Source organism: Sphingomonas oryzagri (assembly GCF_029906645.1).
GTDB lineage: Bacteria > Pseudomonadota > Alphaproteobacteria > Sphingomonadales > Sphingomonadaceae > Solisphingomonas > Solisphingomonas oryzagri.
Window position 1 is genome coordinate 2,042,812 of sequence record NZ_JARYGZ010000001.1, and the last position, 16,005, is coordinate 2,058,816.

At 66.6% G+C, this 16,005-nt stretch carries 13 protein-coding genes; 5 read left to right on the forward strand and 8 right to left on the reverse strand.

The features are described 5' to 3' along the window. The first annotated feature begins 73 nt into the window (after nt 1–73). From QGN17_RS10000 to QGN17_RS10010, 3 genes are read left to right on the forward strand one after another with little or no spacing between them, the layout of a single operon-like run. Nucleotides 74–880, forward strand: a complete 807-nt coding sequence (locus tag QGN17_RS10000) for a cytochrome b/b6 domain-containing protein (protein WP_281044329.1) — start codon at nt 74–76, stop codon at nt 878–880. Then, nucleotides 877–1,638: a molybdopterin-dependent oxidoreductase gene (locus QGN17_RS10005; RefSeq protein ID WP_281044330.1), complete on the forward strand. Its 762-nt coding sequence runs from the start codon at nt 877–879 to the stop codon at nt 1,636–1,638. Before QGN17_RS10000 ends, QGN17_RS10005 begins: the two co-directional genes overlap by 4 nt. A gap of 46 nt (nt 1,639–1,684) precedes the next feature. Then, a complete protein-coding gene (locus QGN17_RS10010) occupies nt 1,685–3,076 on the forward strand; it encodes an L-serine ammonia-lyase (protein WP_281044331.1) in 1,392 nt (463 codons plus the stop codon). 4 nt (nt 3,077–3,080) lie between these two features. Here QGN17_RS10010 and QGN17_RS10015 read toward each other — a convergent pair whose 3' ends face one another. From QGN17_RS10015 to QGN17_RS10035, 5 genes are all read right to left on the reverse strand, one after another. Beyond that, a complete protein-coding gene (locus QGN17_RS10015) occupies nt 3,081–4,043 on the reverse strand; it encodes an alpha/beta hydrolase (protein ID WP_281044332.1) in 963 nt (320 codons plus the stop codon). Further along, nucleotides 4,040–5,092, reverse strand: a complete 1,053-nt coding sequence (locus tag QGN17_RS10020) for an arabinan endo-1,5-alpha-L-arabinosidase (RefSeq protein WP_281044333.1) — start codon at nt 5,090–5,092, stop codon at nt 4,040–4,042. Before QGN17_RS10020 ends, QGN17_RS10015 begins: the two co-directional genes overlap by 4 nt. After that, nucleotides 5,089–6,084 (reverse strand): family 43 glycosylhydrolase, encoded by a 996-nt coding sequence (locus tag QGN17_RS10025; protein ID WP_281044334.1) that lies wholly within the window; start codon nt 6,082–6,084, stop codon nt 5,089–5,091. Before QGN17_RS10025 ends, QGN17_RS10020 begins: the two co-directional genes overlap by 4 nt. A 67-nt stretch (nt 6,085–6,151) precedes the next feature. Beyond that, nucleotides 6,152–8,893 (reverse strand): TonB-dependent receptor, encoded by a 2,742-nt coding sequence (locus QGN17_RS10030; protein WP_281044335.1) that lies wholly within the window; start codon nt 8,891–8,893, stop codon nt 6,152–6,154. A 179-nt stretch (nt 8,894–9,072) separates the two neighbouring features. Further along, nucleotides 9,073–10,872, reverse strand: a complete 1,800-nt coding sequence (locus tag QGN17_RS10035) for an IlvD/Edd family dehydratase (protein ID WP_281044336.1) — start codon at nt 10,870–10,872, stop codon at nt 9,073–9,075. 74 nt (nt 10,873–10,946) lie between these two features. Between QGN17_RS10035 and QGN17_RS10040 the strand changes: the two genes are divergently transcribed. Beyond that, nucleotides 10,947–11,894: a Gfo/Idh/MocA family protein gene (locus QGN17_RS10040; protein ID WP_390902653.1), complete on the forward strand. Its 948-nt coding sequence runs from the start codon at nt 10,947–10,949 to the stop codon at nt 11,892–11,894. 36 nt (nt 11,895–11,930) lie between these two features. On the opposite strand, the gene QGN17_RS10045 is transcribed toward QGN17_RS10040, so the two are convergent. From QGN17_RS10045 to QGN17_RS10055, 3 genes are read right to left on the reverse strand one after another with little or no spacing between them, the layout of a single operon-like run. Then, nucleotides 11,931–12,554 (reverse strand): 2-dehydro-3-deoxy-6-phosphogalactonate aldolase, encoded by a 624-nt coding sequence (locus QGN17_RS10045; protein ID WP_281044338.1) that lies wholly within the window; start codon nt 12,552–12,554, stop codon nt 11,931–11,933. Further along, on the reverse strand, nt 12,551–13,441 hold the full coding sequence (locus QGN17_RS10050; protein ID WP_281044339.1) for a 2-dehydro-3-deoxygalactonokinase: 891 nt from the start codon (nt 13,439–13,441) through the stop codon (nt 12,551–12,553). Before QGN17_RS10050 ends, QGN17_RS10045 begins: the two co-directional genes overlap by 4 nt. Beyond that, complete coding sequence (locus QGN17_RS10055) at nt 13,438–14,295, reverse strand: SMP-30/gluconolactonase/LRE family protein (protein WP_281044340.1); 858 nt, start codon at nt 14,293–14,295, stop codon at nt 13,438–13,440. The genes QGN17_RS10050 and QGN17_RS10055 overlap by 4 nt, the downstream gene beginning before the upstream one ends. A 126-nt stretch (nt 14,296–14,421) precedes the next feature. Here QGN17_RS10055 and QGN17_RS10060 point away from each other — a divergent pair, with 126 nt between their 5' ends. Further along, nucleotides 14,422–16,002, forward strand: a complete 1,581-nt coding sequence (locus QGN17_RS10060) for a sodium/sugar symporter (RefSeq protein WP_281044341.1) — start codon at nt 14,422–14,424, stop codon at nt 16,000–16,002. Nucleotides 16,003–16,005 lie beyond the last annotated feature (3 nt).

Consider the following 16,005-nt stretch of genomic DNA (forward strand, 5'->3'; position numbering starts at 1 on the left):
GAAAGGCGGAAGGTTGCGCGTCTGTAACCGATCGGGGATGTCCTGCGTAGTGCAGTCCAAGAGCGAGGACGATATGGCTGAGCAGCTTTCCACGCCGGAGGGTGGCGACATCGTCTATCGCCACCGCCTGCCCGTGCGTCTGTGGCATTGGGCGAACGCGGTCGCGGTGTTCGTGATGCTCATGAGCGGGCTGATGATCTTCAACGCCCATCCCCATCTCTATTGGGGCCAATATGGCGCGAATTACGATCACAGCTGGCTGGACATAACCCCCGGCCACCTGCGCATCGGACCGCTGACCATCCCGACCCCCCATGTGCTCGGCGTGCGTGCCGGCGGGCGGATCGTCGCCTTTCCGCCGTGGGCGACCCTGCCCTCGCATTATGATCTCGCCGGCGCGCGGCAATGGCATTTCGCCTTCGCATGGCTGCTGGTGGTGCCGGGGCTGTGCTTCCTGCTCTGGGGCTTCGTTCGCCGCCATTTCTGGCGCGACCTCGCACCGAGCCGCGCGGAGCTGACGCCGCGCCACCTATGGCATGACGTTCGCGACCATGCCCGCCTGCGCTTCCCGACCGGTGAGGCGGCACGGCGCTACAACATCCTGCAGAAGATCGCTTATGGCACCGTGATCTTCGTGCTGCTGCCCGGTGTGGTGCTGACCGGCCTCACCATGTCGCCGTCCATGGACGCGGCGTGGCCGTGGCTGCTCGATCTGTTCGGCGGGCGACCGTCGGCGCGATCGATCCATTTCCTGTGCGCGATGGGGCTGGCGGCCTTCATCCTGATCCATCTGCTGATGGTGGTGCTGGCCGGGCCGATCAACGAGGTGCGGTCGATGATCACCGGCCGCTATCGCCTGCCGAGGGAGAAGGCCGAATGATCCGTCTCTCCCGCCGCCGCCTGATCGGCTCGCTCGGCGCGGGCGCCGGCGGACTGCTGCTCTCCGGGTGCGACAGGATCGGCGCATCGCAGACCGGTCAGGCGCTGCTCGACCTGGGCGAGAAGGCGACGTTCTCGGCGCAGCGTATCGTAACCGATCGGGCCGCGCTGGCGCCCGAATATGCCGCGTCGGACATGTCGCCCTTCTTCCGCACCAACGGCAACCGCGATCCGGGCACGCCCGAATATGCCGCCCACGTCGCCGACGGGTTCGCCGACTGGCGGCTGGCGGTGGACGGCCTGGTGGCGCGCCCGCTTTCGCTGTCGCTCACGCAGATCCGCAACCTGCCCCGTCGGACCCAGATCACCCGCCACGATTGCGTCGAAGGCTGGAGCGCGATCGGCCAGTGGACCGGTCTGCCGCTGGGCATGTTGCTGAAGCAGGCCGGATTGCGATCGTCGGCGCGCTATATCGTCTTCCACTGCGCGGATTCGTTCGGCAGCCGGCCCTATTACGAGTCGATCGATCTGATCGATGCCTTCCACCCACAGACGATCCTTGCCTGGGCGATGAACGGGCAGACGCTCGACGTCGGACACGGCGCACCGCTCAGGCTGCGGGTCGAGCGCCAGCTGGGCTACAAGCAGGCCAAATATGTGATGGGCGTGGAGGCGGTCGCCAGTCTTGCCGGGATCGGCGGCGGCAAGGGGGGCTTCTGGGAGGATGTCTCCGGTTACCAATGGTACGCCGGGATATAGCGAATTGGCCCGTGCCTTCGCCCGCCGAAAGGAGTAGCGGGCGGAGATGGAGAATAGCCCCCTTACCGCCGATACCGGCCAGCAGAGCCCGGCGATCAGCGTCACCGAATTGTTCACGATCGGCATCGGCCCGTCGAGCTCCCACACCGTCGGCCCGATGCGCGCCGCCTTCGATTTCGCGCGGTCCTTGCGCGAGGACGGCATCGTTCCGGCGCGCGTGAAATGCGATCTCTACGGATCGCTCTCGCTCACCGGCAAGGGCCACGGGACGGATGGCGCTGTGATCCTCGGCCTCGCCGGGGAGACGCCCGAAGGGGTCGATCCGGATGCGGTGCCGGCGCTGGTCGAGCGCATCCGCGCCGAGAAGCGCCTCCCCCTCGGCGGCGGCGAGCAGGTGCCGTTCTGCGAGGCGAAGGATCTGATCTTCCACAAGAGCTTCCTGCCCGCCCACCCCAACGGCATGGCCTTCACCGCAGTGCTGGCGGACGGCAGCCGGATCACGCGGCGCTATTATTCGATCGGCGGCGGCGCGATCCGCATGGAGGGCGAGCAGCCGGTGCGCGCCAATGTGGAAATCCCCTATCCGTTCGGCTCGGCCGCCGAACTGCTCGCGATCGGCGACGCCACCGGCCTCTCGATCGCCGATATCGTCCGCGCCAACGAGGCCGCGTGGCGCGACGATGCGGAGACCGACGCCTTCCTCGGCGCGGTGCGCGCGGCGATGTTCGGATCGATCGAACGCGGCTGCAAGGGGGATGGCGAACTGCCCGGCGGCCTGCACGTCCAGCGCCGTGCCGCCGCGATGAAGCGCAAGCTGCTCGATCGCGGCCCGCGCGCCGATCCGAGCCTCGTCTTTGAATGGGTGTCTCTCTACGCGCTCGCCGTGAACGAGGAGAATGCGGCAGGCGGCCGCGTCGTCACCGCCCCAACCAATGGGGCGGCCGGCGTGATCCCGGCCGTGCTCAAATATTACGAGACCTTCGTGCACGGATCGACGCCGGAGGGATCGCGCAAGCTGCTCTACACCGCCTCGGCCATTGGCTTCCTCTACAAGAAGCGCGCCTCGATCTCCGCAGCGGAGATGGGCTGTCAGGGCGAGGTGGGCGTCGCCTGCTCGATGGCAGCGGGAGGACTCGCAGCGGCGCTCGGCGGCACCAATCATCAGGTTGAGAATGCTGCCGAGATCGGCATGGAGCATAATCTCGGCCTCACCTGCGATCCGATCGGCGGGCTGGTGCAGATCCCCTGCATCGAGCGCAACACGATGGGCGCGATCAAGGCGATCAACGCCGCCTATCTCGCGCTGCATGGCGACGGGCGGCACATCGTATCGCTCGATCAGGTGATCGAGACGATGCGCCAGACCGGCGAGGACATGAAGTCCAAATACAAGGAGACCAGCCTCGGCGGACTGGCGGTGAACGTGGTGGAGTGCTGAGGCCCTAGCCCGGCACGCCCCTCGCCCAGCGATCGAACAGCTGCGGCCAGAGCGAGCCGGGATTGCTGTCCGGCAGGCCGACGCCGAAACCGTGGCCGCCACTTCGGATCAGGTGCGCCTCGACCGGGACGTTCTGCGCGCGGCAGGCCGCCATCCACTCCTCGCTGCACGACGGCGGCACCACATTGTCGTCGAAGGCTTGCAGCAGGAAGCATGGCGGCGTCTGCGCATCGACGTGCAACACCGGGGAGCGGTGATCGACCAGCGCCGGCGCAGGGTCCGGCCCCAGCAGCAGGTCGCGGGAACCGCGATGCGTGCCCGGTATGCGGAGTGTCGTGACGGCATACATCAGGCCCGAGAAATCGGGCCGGGCCGACAATCGATCCGCCGCATCGACAGGCGCATAGACCCCCTCGCCATAAGCCGTCGTCAGGCTGGCGGCGAGATGGCCGCCGGCCGAGAAGCCCAGAAGCCCGATCCGCCGCGGGTCCACGCCGAGCCCTCGCGCCCCCGCGCGGATCAGCCGGATCGCGCGCTGCGCATCCTGCAGCGGCACGTCCGAACGATGCTGCCATCCATCGCCGGGCAGGCGGTAGGCGAGCAGGAAGATCGTATAGCCCATCGCGTTGAAGCGCGCGGCGACGTCCAGCCCCTCGTGCGACACCGCCTCATAGGCATAGCCGCCGCCGGGGATGGTCAGCAGCCCGATGCCATTGGGCCGGGCGGGCCGCAGCACGTAGACCATCGGCTCGGCCACGCCACGCAATTGGAGGTCCGGCTGCGCCGCCGTGCCGTGCAACTGCAGGCTGGGCGTCGGCAGCGTCGCCTGCGCACCCGGAGGCCGGCCGGGCCACAGGCGGATGCCCTCCTTCGGCGGCCATGCGGGCATCGCCGGCGGCTGCGCCGGGAGCGACGCGGCAGCACCCGCCGCGACGGTCGCGCCCAGCAGGGTCCGCCGGTCGATCAACTCAGCGCCACCGGCCAGCCGTCCGCATCCCAGCGCAGTTCGGCGAGGCGAAGGGTCGGCGCGGCATCATGCTCGGCGTCATAGGCGTGGTAGACGATGATGTCGCGGTCCTTGTCGTGGAACAGACCACAATGGCCGGGGCCGCGCCAGCGCGTGCCGCCCCAGGGCCGCTCGATGAGGACGGTCTTGGCGGCCCCCTCCATCATCGGCTTGCCTTCCTTGTCCACATAAGGGCCGGTGATCGATTTCGACCGCCCGCAGGCGACGAAATAGTTGGAGGCGAGCTTCCGGCAGCAATAATCGTAGCTGGCGAAAAGGTAGTAGTAATCGCCGTGGCGGAAGATGAAGCCGCCCTCGATCGGATTGTCCGCCCCCTCGGGCGCCGGCCGGTATGCCAGCGACCACATGCGCGTATCGCCAGGCACGCGCTTGCCGGTCTTCCTGTCGAGCTTGATGAGCTTCAGGCCACCCCAGTAACTGCCGAACTCCAGCCAGTCCTGCCCGTCGGCATCGCGCACGAAGTTGGAATCGATGGCGTTATAGCCGATGCCCGGATGCGTTTCGACGACGAGGCCGTGGTCGGTCCACTTGTAATGCGGCGAATTGCGGTCGAGCGTCGGCGTGGTCGCGAAACCGGTGACCGATCGCATCGATCCCCCGGTCGAGACCGAATAATACATCCGGTACAGGCCATCGACGAACGAGATGTCCGGCGCCCATACGCTGGTCGCATCCGGAATGGCCTCGTGCGCCCAGCCGGGGATGCCGAACGGCTGCTTGTTGTCCGTCCAGACCTTGAGGTCTTTCGAGATACGCCAGCTCGGCCCCGGCGCGCCCGCCCAGCCGCCCGATCCGAAGACGTGATAGGTATCGCCCTCGCGGATCATCACCGGATCGTGCAGCCCGGTGAGATAGCCCGAAAGATGCGCGTTGAGCGTGTCCGGCGCGGCCCCCGCATCGGCGGCGCCGGCAGCGGCGCGCGGCAACAGCGACACGGCGGAAAGCGACAGCGCGCCCTTGAGCAGTCCGCGGCGATTGGCGGCGATCATCGGCGGGGCTCCTTGCAGGAGGTGGCGGGAAGCGGCGAGAGCGGTGGCGGGCCATCGGTCATCTTCACGGGCAGGATGCGGCCGTCCTTGGTATAATGGATCGCGTCGATCGCCACCTCGCGCGTGCCCTTGTACGGGCCGGGTCCGGGGCCGCGCTCCCACCGGTGATAGGCGATGAACCACTGGTGGGTCTTCGGATTCTCGGCGAAGGCGTGGTGGCCCGGCCCCTGGTGCGTGGCGTCGGCGGTGAGGATCGCGCCACGATAGGTCCACGGGCCGACCGGCGTCTTCGACGTCGCGTAGTGGACCGAATAGTCCGGCCCATCGAAATGTCCATGGCTGTAGGAGAGATAATAGATCCCGTTCCGTTCGTGGACGAAGGCGCCCTCGGTGAAGTTGGGCGGGGTCTCGACCTGGATCTCGTGATCGATCTCGGTCATGTCGGGCTTCATCAGGAAGATGCGCAGCTTCGCGCCGGCACTGCCGCCCGCATAGAGATAGGCCTTGCCGTCATGATCGACGAACACCATCGGATCGATCGCCTCGAAGCCATGACCGCCGGTCAGGAGAGGCTTGCCGCTGTCCTTGAAGGGACCGTCGGGGCTGTCGCCGATCGCGACGCCCAGCCGGCTCGGCGTCGGGTTCTGCGGGCCGACCGAATAATAGAGATAGTAACGGCCATTGGCGGCGGTGAGGCTCGGCGCCCAGAGGCCGTGGTTCTTTGCGCCATCGGCCTCGATCCAGCCGATATCCTTCATCTCGATCAGCGGCGCGGACTTGGTCCAGTGGCGCAGATCGGGCGAGGACCAGGCGTAGAAGCGGCTCGCCGCGAAGCCGTCCTTCGGATCGACCGCGTTGGTCGGGTAGACATACCAGCGCCCGCACAGCGCCACCATGTCGGGATCGGCGCCGACGAAGATCGGATTGTGGGGTACCGGCGCGGGGGCCGCCGCGAGACTGGCAATAGCCGCCAGCAGGAACTTCAGCCGCATCGGAACGACTCCTCGTGCGGAAAGAAAAGGCCGGGAGCTTGGAGGCTCCCGGCCAGGCAGGGGAAAATCAGAAGCGGAACCGCACGCCCATCGCGTAGCTCGTGTCGTCGAAACGAATATCGTGCGGGTTGAGCGTATCGCCGTAATAGCTGCGATACGGCGTCTTGGTGATGTTGGTGCCATCGACCGTCAGCGTCAGGTTCGGCGAGACGTCGTAGTTCAGGCTGAAGTCGAGGCGGCCCGCCGGGCGCACGCCGTTCAGGAACACACCCTGATCGACCGGACGGAGGTTGACCGACGTCGTATTGTCGCCGTCATAGTATTTCGAGCGATGGTTGTAGACCATGCGGAACGAGATACCGTACTTCTCGTAGATGAAACCAAGGTTGTAATTGTACTTCGAGACACCGATCAGCGGCTCGCCGTAGAGGATATCGGTCTTGGTCTCGACCTTCGAGTCCGCCAGCGTGAAGTTTGCGAAGGCACCGATGCCGGAGAAGGCGCCAGGCAGCCAATCGAAGAAATACTGCGCGCCGGCCTCGATGCCCTTCAGCTTCGCCTTGCCCAGGTTGCGCGGGCGGGAGATCTGGTAGGGGATGCCGTTGATCACCTCGGTATCGGCCGACGTGATCACGCGGTTGGTGATGTTCTTCAGATAGGCGCCGACCGAGACGTAGTTGGAACGGCCGAAATAATATTCGGCGGTCGCATCATATTCGTCGGCCTTCTGCGGCTTCAGATCCGGATTGCCCGACGAACCGCCATTCTGGATGTTCGGGTTGGTCGACAGCGCATAGTTCAGGCCCGGATTGAGCGAGCCGAAATCCGGACGCGACAACACCTTGCCGTAGCTGGCGCGCAGCTGGAGGCCACCGCCCATCTGCAGGCGAGCGCTGAAGTTCGGCAGGAAATCGGTATCACTGGTGCTCTTGCTGACCGGCACCAGCGTGATCGTACCGTCCGGATTGACCACCGAGCCGGTGCCCCTGATCGTCCGGTCAGTGCGCGTGATGCGCACGCCGGCCAAGCCGTCGAGCACGAACGGGCCGCCGAAATCGACTTCGTACTTGCCCTGGACGTAGCCCGAATAGGTCTGCTCCTTGGCGTCGAAGCTGCGGGTGGGATCGTAGGGCTGGTCACCCAGCTTCACGCCGAACAGCGCGCGAAGCTGGTCCTCCACCTGCGGATCGAGCAGGTAGTCGATACCCGGCTGCACCCAGGCCTGGCCGCCATCGATGCGCGGCACGCCCGGCACTGGCTGCATGAAGTCGGCCGGCAGGCCCTGCCCGTCGACGGGCGTGACATAGGGGCCGCCCGGCGCCGGCGGATTGACGATCACTTCCTGATACTGGGAGGTACGGCGTGCATAGCGGGCGCCGACCTGGATCTCCTTCAGGATGCCGCCGACCTCGTACTTGGTGTCGAGCTTGGTCGAGAACAGGCCGCCGGTCGAGCGCAGGCGGTCGTCGTCGAGACCGTTGGTGAAATAGAAGCCCGACGGATCGCCCAGCGGATTGCCCGGCGCGTCATAATTCACGCCGCCATCGTCGTTCGTGGTGACATTGAGCACGGGAATGCGCTTGCCCACATCGATGATGAAGGTCTTCGACCAGTAGGTGGACTTCTCGTAGGAGACGTCGAGATTGGCGTGGAAGCGACCATGATCGTACTTCACGCCGCCGCCGAAGATATAATCGTTGGTGTGCTGCTTATGCGCCTGATCGCTGGTGAAGCCGACACTGTTCAGCGACGTGTAGGAGGTCGCGTTGCACAGATGCTCGATGTTCGTGCCGCCGGTGTAGCCGGCGTCGTTCACCGCATAATCGTTGCAGTTGTTGTCGGTCTGCAGGTTGGTGATCTGCGTTCCATCAAACGCGCTGTTGAGGATGAACGCGGTCGACGACTTGTTGCGATAGCCCGCCCACAGGGCGTCACCGTAGAATTGCAGATCGGGCGAGGCCTGCCACTGCACCGAGGCGTTGAGCTGCGGGCGCGAATAGGTGCCGAACTGGTTGAGACCACCGGTGCCGGTCGGCATCAACGCGCCCTCCGCACCTTCGGGGCCATGGTTGCCGGAGCGCATCAGGTCGTCGAACGCGACCGGACGATCGAACTTGGTCTTGGCGTAGGAGCCGCTGACCAGGACGCCGATCTCACCGATGCCGGTGTCGAAGCGATCCGCGATGAGCAGGCTTGCCGACGGGAAGGACTCGTTGAGATTGGTAGACAGCGTTTCCTTGGCGCCGCCTGCGACCGTGAAACCCTTGAAGTCGAACGGACGGTGCAGATCCATGTTGACCGTGCCCGCGACGCCGCCCTCGATCATGTTGGCGCTGTTGTTCTTGTAGACCTGCGCGCCGGCCAGCGCTTCGGCCGGAATATCCTGAAAGGAGAAGCCACGTCCGTCGCCGGTGAACACTTCGCGGCCGTTCAGCGTCGTTTCGATGTCGCCAAGACCGCGGATCAGCGGCCCCTGAATCTCGTTGTTGTCGCCCACCGAGACCTGCACGCCAGGAATGCGCTGGAGCGCGGAGGCGACGGTCGGATCGGGGAACTTGCCGATGTCCTGCGCCACGATCGCGTCGACGATCTGGTCCGAATTGCGCTTGATCGTCTCGGCCGCCTTGAGCGAGCCGCGAATGCCGGTGACGATGATCTCGGGCGCCGCTCCCGCCGGCGCGCTGGACGCGTCCGCCTGCGGCGTCTCGGCTGCGGTGGGTGCCGGCGCCGCCTGCGCGTGCGCGGCCACCGCGCCTACCAGCATCGCGCCGAGCGAAGCCGAGCCAAGGAACATCTTCTTGGTGATCATTGTCGTCTCCCTCTGTCCGGCCATTGCGCGGACTTGTGATTCTTGCGGGTCGCTGAACCCGTTGAAGTGCGATTTATCCGATAAATAAGAATATGGCTATGGTTTTGTCATAAATTTTTAGACTGCGGCAAAAATCCGGAAATGGCGGGAAATCCGTGACTTATTTCCCGCCATTCCGATCAGTGGCTGTCGCGTGGCACCCCGAAGACCTTGTCGATCTTCTGGAATCGCTCGGCATCTTCAAGGATCGCTCCGGTGCCCAGCTGGCCGACATCGCGCCGCTGGATCGCCTGCCAGGGCGTCTGCGAAGCCGGATAGGCATAGCCGCCCGCCGCATCGAGTTCCGCGCGGCGCCGCTCCAGCTCGCCATCGGCGAGTTGCACGTCCACCCGCCCCTTGCCGAGATCGATGCGCACCCGATCATAAGTGCGGAGCAGTGCAAGATTGCCGCCCGCCGCCGCTTCCGGAGACGCATTGAGGATCGATGGCGACCCGCTGGTGCCGGACTGGCGACCGTCGCCCAGGCAGGGAAGCTCGGCGATGCCGGCCTTCACCAGATAGCTCGGCGGCCGCATGTTCACGACCTCCGCCGCGCCCGGATAGCCGACCGGGCCGCAGCCCCGGATGACGAGGATGTCGGTGCCGGTGATGCCGAGCGCCGGATCATCGATGCGGCGATGATAATCCTCCGGCCCGTCGAACACGATCGCCCGGCCTTCGAAGGCATCGGGATCGGCGGGGTTACGCAGGAAGCGGTCGCGGAAGCCTTCCGAGATCACGCTGGTCTTCATGATGGCGCTGTCGAACAGGTTGCCGGTCATGACGAGGAAGCCGGCGCGCTCCTTCAGCGGCTGGTCGAACGGGCGGATCACCTCGGGCAGCGCGATCGCCACGTCTCGGCAATTGTCACCGATGGTGCGGCCGTTGGCGGTGATCGCATCCTCGCGGATCAGCCCCTGGCCGATCAGTTGGCCGATCACGGCGGGCACGCCGCCGGCATGATAATAATCCTCGCCGAGATATTCGCCGGCCGGCTGCAGGTTGACCAGCAGCGGAATGTCGTGGCCCACCGCCTGCCAGTCGGCGAGGCTGAGCTCCACGCCGACATGGCGCGCGATCGCCGCCAGATGGATCGGCGCGTTGGTCGATCCGCCGATCGCGGAATTGACCGCGATGGCGTTGAGGAACGCGTCGCGTGTCATGATGTCGGACGGCTTCAGATCCTCCCGCACCATGTCGACGATGCGCCGCCCCGTCCGCCACGCCATCTCCCCGCGCTGTCGATAGGGTGCCGGGATAGCCGCCGAGCCGGGCAACTGCATACCGAGCGCCTCGGCCAGCGAATTCATCGTCGTCGCAGTGCCCATCGTATTGCAGTAGCCGGTCGACGGCGCCGAGGAGGCGACCAGATCGACGAAGCCGGTATAGTCGATCTCACCGGCCGCCAGCATCTGGCGCGCCTTCCAGACGATCGTGCCCGATCCGGTCCGCTCGCCCTTGTGCCAGCCGTTGAGCATCGGCCCGACCGACAGCGCGATCGCGGGCAGGTCCACCGTCGCCGCCGCCATCAGCATGGCGGGCGTGGTCTTGTCGCAGCCGATCGTCAGCACCACGCCGTCGAGCGGATAGCCGTAGAGCGTCTCGACGAGGCTCAGATAGGCGAGATTGCGGTCCAGCCCGGCGGTCGGGCGCTTGCCCGTCTCCTGAATCGGGTGGACGGGGAATTCGATCGGGATGCCGCCCGCCTCACGGATACCGTCCCGCACCCGCTCGGCGAGGACCATGTGGTGGCGGTTGCAGGGCGAAAGATCGCTGCCGGTTTGCGCGATGCCGATGATCGGCCGGTCGGACTGCAACTCCTCGCGGCTGATCCCGTAATTCAGGTAGCGCTCCAGGTAGAGCGCCGTCATGTCGGGATGCGACGGATCGTTGAACCACGCTCGCGAACGCAGCCCGCGCGGTTTATCGGTATCGGACAAGTGAACCCTCCCTGCACCGCGTGGTTGGCTCGCGGCTATCGCTTCTCTATTTGTCCGATATATATGATTCGATAATGAAGCAAGGACCTGAAGGCTTGACCTCTCCAACCCGGATCGCGCTCGTCGGCGCCGGCAAGATCGCGCGCGACCAGCATATTCCCGCCATCGCCGGCAACGATGGTTTCTCTCTCGTCGCCATCGTCGATCCGGCGCTGCCCGATCTGGGGGTGCCGGCCTTCGCATCGCTTGCCGCGCTGCTGGACGGCGGCCCCGACATCGATGCCATCGCCATCTGCACGCCGCCGCAGGTGCGCACCGCGATCGCGCTGGAGGGGATCGCCGCCGGCCTTCACGTCCTCATGGAGAAGCCCCCCGCCGCCACGCTGAGCGAAGTCGCGGCGATCGAGGCTGCGGCCCGCGCGGATCACACCGTCTACGCCACCTGGCATTCGCGCTTCGCGCCGATGGTGGCGCCCGCGCGCGGATGGCTTGCCGGGCGGAAAATCCGGGCGGGCCGGCTGGTGTGGCGCGAGGATGCGCATCGCTGGCATCCGGGGCAGCACTGGCTGTGGCAGCCGGGCGGCCTCGGCGTGTTCGATCCCACGATCAACGCCTTCTCGATCCTCACCGCGATCACCGATGCGCCGTGGAGCATCGTCCGATCCGATTTCCAGATTCCGGCCGGGCTGCACGCGCCGATCTCGGCGCAACTGGAGATGCGGGTGGGCGGCGCGCCGGTGACGGCGGACCTCCATTTCCACGACGACGACACGGCCGAATGGACGATCGCGCTGGAGACGGAAGACGGCGGTCGACTGGAACTGCGCGATGGCGGCGCGACCTTGATCCTCGACGGCGCGGAACCCCGGCATCAGCCGAAGGCGGAATATCCCGCCATCTACGCCCATTTCGGCGAGTTGATCGCGGGTGGCCGGTCGGAAATCGATGCCTGCCCGCTGCGCCTCGTCGCCGACGCCTTCCTGCTGGCACGAGTCAGCGCCGCTGCCCCGTTCGAGCCGTGAGAACCGCCCCTCCCCGTCATAGGGAGGGGCCATAGCTCAGGCGCGCCAGGCCTCGACCAGCGCCTTGGCCCGCGCGCCGACCGTCGCGGCATCGTCGCCGGCCTTGTAGAGCGCGCCGCCTACGCCGATGCCCTCGCAGCCGGCGGCAAGCCACTCGCCGATGTTGGCAGCGCCCGTCCCGCCGACCGCCCATGCCTTCACGCCCGTCGGCAGCACTTCGCGGATCGCCTTGAGATAGCCGATACCGAACCCTGTCGCCGGGAACAGCTTGAGCCGCTTCGCGCCCGCCGCAACTGCCGTAAACGCCTCGGTCGGGGTCGCGAAGCCTGGCATCGGCTCCATGCCGAGTTCCACGCCGCGCGAGATCACCGCCGGATTGACGTTGGGCGTGACGAGCAGCTTGCCGCCGACGCCGGCCACCGCATCGACCATCGCCGGCTCCAGCACGGTGCCGGCGCCGCACAACGCGCGATCGCCCATCGCGTCGACCAGCCGGCGGATGCCCTCGATCGGATCGGGCGAGTTGAGCGGCACCTCGATCAGCCGGATGCCGGCCGCGACCAGCGCCTCACCGATGCCGACCACGGTATCAGGCGTCACGCCGCGCAGGATCGCGACGACCGGCGGGGCGCCGTCGCTGAGGATGTCGTCGATGGTCATACGGTTTCCTTGTCGAGCAGAGCGAGGCCCGCGATCGCGCAGGCATCGCCATCGAGGTGGGTGACGGTCAGGCCATGCTTCTCGGCCGCCTGCCGGTAGAGGGCGGAGAGGCCGGGATCGCCGATCAGCGCAACACGGCCCGGCGCCTCACCGGAGAGCGCCAGCGCCTCGGCGAACTCGCCGCCGATCAGCAGGCCGGAGAGCAGGCCGAGCGCCCAGCCGAGGCTCTTGCCTTCGGTGAGCTGCGCGGCGCGTGCCTCGAACAGCCCCGCGATCAGGCCGGTACCGGCGCGGGCGAGACCATTGGCGAAGCCCTCCTCGCGGCCACTCGAGTCGGTACCGGCGCGGGTCAGCGTCGAATGGTCGCGGAGCAGGGCGAACAGTTCGCCGGTCGGGAAGGTATGGAAGCGCTCGACGCGCCCATCGACCAGTTCCGCCCATTTGCTGTGTGTGCCGGGCAGCACGAGCATCGCGCGCCCCTGCCCCAGTTCAGGATCGAGCGCGGCAGCGCCGAAGATCTGTGTTTCCTCGCCCCGCATCACGTCGGCATGGCCGGAGAAATTGGCCGTGCTGAGACCCGGTGCGACCGACACGGCGATGCCGTCCACATCGACCGTCGAAAGACTCGCGCGCCACAAGGCGACGTCGGCCGGACACGCCGTATACGGCACCTCGACCAGTCCGTTGCGCGATCCCGCCATGCCACAGAGCAGCACGTCCGAGCTACGCGCCGCCTCGCGCCACGGCGCCAGCGTCGCCGCGAGCGTTTCGGCGGGCGAGCCGGCCAGCTGGCCGATACCGGGGCCGTCGAGCCGATCGACGATATTGCCGTCCTCGATGCGAAACAGGCGCAGGCGGGTGGTGCCCCAATCGCCGAGAATGGTCATGCGTCGAGCCTCGCCGGCGTAACCGCGACACCCGGCACATCGACCGCGAACCGGAAGATGCCGCCCGCCAGCGGCTGCCCGGCGCGCGCCGCCTCGTCCAGCCCGATGCTGGCACTGGTGGCGAAGGCAGTCTTGAGGTCCGGACCGCCGAACGCGACCTTGGTGATGTTGGCTACGGGGAAGCGCACCTCCTGCGCCAGTGTCCCGTCGGGCGCGTAGCGCCGCGCCGCCCAGCCGCCCCACAGGCCGACCCAGACGTGATCCTCGGCATCGATCGTCACGCCGTCGGGATGTCCGGCGCCCTTCTCGATCCGAGCGAAGACCTCGCCGTCGCGAAGCGTGTGACCGTCGCTCACATCGAAGCGCCAGATCGTCTTTTCCGCCGTATCGACATGGTAGAGCCAGCGGGCGTCGCCGCTCACCGCCGGTCCGTTGGTGATCATCGCCTCGCCGCCCGCGACGTGGATCGCGCCATCGGCATGGACGTGGACCACGCCGGTGTTCTCTTCCTCCAGATTGTCCATCGATCCGAACCAGAGGCGGCCGCGCGAGTCCGTGGTGGCATCGTTGAAGCGGTTGTCGGCCCGTGCCTCGACCCGGCCGATCTCGCCGACGATCCGCTCGCCGTCGAAATGGTGCAGCGTGCTGACATTGCCGACCACGAAGCCGCCGCCCGTGCGCGGCAGGATGAAGCTCGGCATCCCGCCGACCTCGAATGTCCGCCGGTCCCCGCCGTCGATGTCGCAGCGGTGGATGCGCCCCTGCTTGATGTCGACGAACCACAGGGCTTGGGCGGCCGCATCCCAGAGCGGCCCTTCGCCGAGTGTCGCGCCCAGCGGCCAGATGCAGTCCATCAACGCTCTCCTTCGGTTCCGCGCGGCGCGGATTGCCATCGGCTAATAATCATATAAATGGGGTCGGCAAGACAAACATGCCTCGCAGCCGCCTCCCGAGCGGCGCGTGCAGGGAGGAACCTTCGAGTGTCGCTTGCCCCCATAGATATCGCCGTGATCGTGATCTACGCGATCTTCATCTTCGGCCTCGCCCAATGGGTGAGCCGGGACAAGAAGGGCGCCGGCCCCAAGGACACCACCGACTATTTCCTCGCATCGAAGAATCTCCCCTGGTGGGCGATCGGCGCTTCGCTGATCGCGGCCAACATCTCGGCCGAGCAGATCGTCGGCATGGCGGGATCGGGATACGCCATCGGCCTCGCCATCGCCTCCTACGAATGGATGGCGGCGCTGACGCTGCTGATCGTCGGCAAGTTCTTCCTGCCGATCTTCCTGCGCAACGAGATCTACACGATGCCGCAGTTCCTGGAACGGCGGTACGGGAGGAACATCCGCACGCTGATGGCGATCTTCTGGCTCGCGCTCTACGTGTTCGTGAACCTCACCTCGATCATCTGGCTGGGCTCGATCGCGGTCACCAAGGTGGCGGGGATCGATCAGATGCTGGCGCTGGTGATCCTCGGCGCGTTCGCATTGCTCTACCAGATCCGCGGCGGGCTGAAGGCGGTGGCGCTCACCGACATCGTGCAGGTGACCCTGCTGGTCATGGGCGGCCTCATCATCGCCTGGCTGACGCTGGGCAAGCTGGGCGACGGCGCGGGCATCCTGGCGGGCTGGCATAAGCTGACGAGCAGCATTCCCGACCACTTCCACATGATCCTGAAGAAGGGCGATCCGCATTATACCGATCTCCCCGGCCTCTCCGTGCTGATCGGCGGCATGTGGATCGCGAACCTCAGCTACTGGGGCTTCAACCAGTATATCATCCAGCGCGCGCTCGCCGCAAAGGACCTGCCCGAAGCGCAGAAGGGCATCATCTTCGCCGCCGGCCTGAAGCTGCTGATGCCGGTGATCATCGTGCTGCCGGGCATTGCGGCGGTGCTGCTGGCGCCGGGCCTGCCCAAGCCGGACGAAGCCTATCCGACGATGATGAGGCTGCTGCCGACCGGGCTGCTCGGCCTGGTCTTCGCGGCCTTGATCGCGGCGATCATCGCGTCGACCGCGTCGAAGATCAATTCGATCGCGACGATCTTCACGCTCGACGTCTATGCCAAGATGAAGGGGCAGCAGGGCGCCACGGAAGGGCGCGAACGGCACCTCGTGCTTGTCGGCCGGATCGCGGCGATCGTGGCGATCATCATCGCCATCCTCACCGCCAAGCCGCTGGTTGGCGCGTCCGAGCAGGCGTTCCAGTTCATTCAGGAGTTCACCGGCTTCTTCACCCCCGGCATCACCGTGATCTTCCTGCTCGGCCTGTTCTGGAAGCGCGCGAACGAGGCGGGCGCGATCTGCGCGGCGGTGGCCTCGGTGCTGCTCTCCTGGCTGTTCAAGGCGGAATGGGCGTCGCTGCCCTTCATGGACCGGATGGGCGTGGTGTTCCTGATCGCGCTGGCGCTGGCGGTGGTGGTCTCGCTGGTCACGCCGGCCAAGGCGGGCGCCGACACGATCGAGACCGCCGACGTCCGCTACGCCACCAAAGCGGGATTCAACATCGGCGCGACGGCGGTGTGTCTGGTGCTGGTGGCGCTCTACGCGACGTGGTGGTGAGGC

What these genes read in the sequence shown, in the direction of transcription:
- QGN17_RS10055 (WP_281044340.1), bottom strand. Translation starts at nt 14,295, where the DNA reads ATGGACTGCATCTGGCCGCTGGGCGCGACACTCGGCGAAGGGCCGCTC.
- QGN17_RS10045 (WP_281044338.1), bottom strand. Translation starts at nt 12,554, where the DNA reads ATGACCATCGACGACATCCTCAGCGACGGCGCCCCGCCGGTCGTCGCG.
- QGN17_RS10010 (WP_281044331.1), top strand. Translation starts at nt 1,685, where the DNA reads ATGGAGAATAGCCCCCTTACCGCCGATACCGGCCAGCAGAGCCCGGCG.
- QGN17_RS10005 (WP_281044330.1), top strand. Translation starts at nt 877, where the DNA reads ATGATCCGTCTCTCCCGCCGCCGCCTGATCGGCTCGCTCGGCGCGGGC.
- QGN17_RS10020 (WP_281044333.1), bottom strand. Translation starts at nt 5,092, where the DNA reads ATGATCGCCGCCAATCGCCGCGGACTGCTCAAGGGCGCGCTGTCGCTT.
- QGN17_RS10025 (WP_281044334.1), bottom strand. Translation starts at nt 6,084, where the DNA reads ATGCGGCTGAAGTTCCTGCTGGCGGCTATTGCCAGTCTCGCGGCGGCC.
- QGN17_RS10030 (WP_281044335.1), bottom strand. Translation starts at nt 8,893, where the DNA reads ATGATCACCAAGAAGATGTTCCTTGGCTCGGCTTCGCTCGGCGCGATG.
- QGN17_RS10050 (WP_281044339.1), bottom strand. Translation starts at nt 13,441, where the DNA reads ATGACCATTCTCGGCGATTGGGGCACCACCCGCCTGCGCCTGTTTCGC.
- QGN17_RS10040 (WP_390902653.1), top strand. Translation starts at nt 10,947, where the DNA reads ATGAAGCAAGGACCTGAAGGCTTGACCTCTCCAACCCGGATCGCGCTC.
- QGN17_RS10000 (WP_281044329.1), top strand. Translation starts at nt 74, where the DNA reads ATGGCTGAGCAGCTTTCCACGCCGGAGGGTGGCGACATCGTCTATCGC.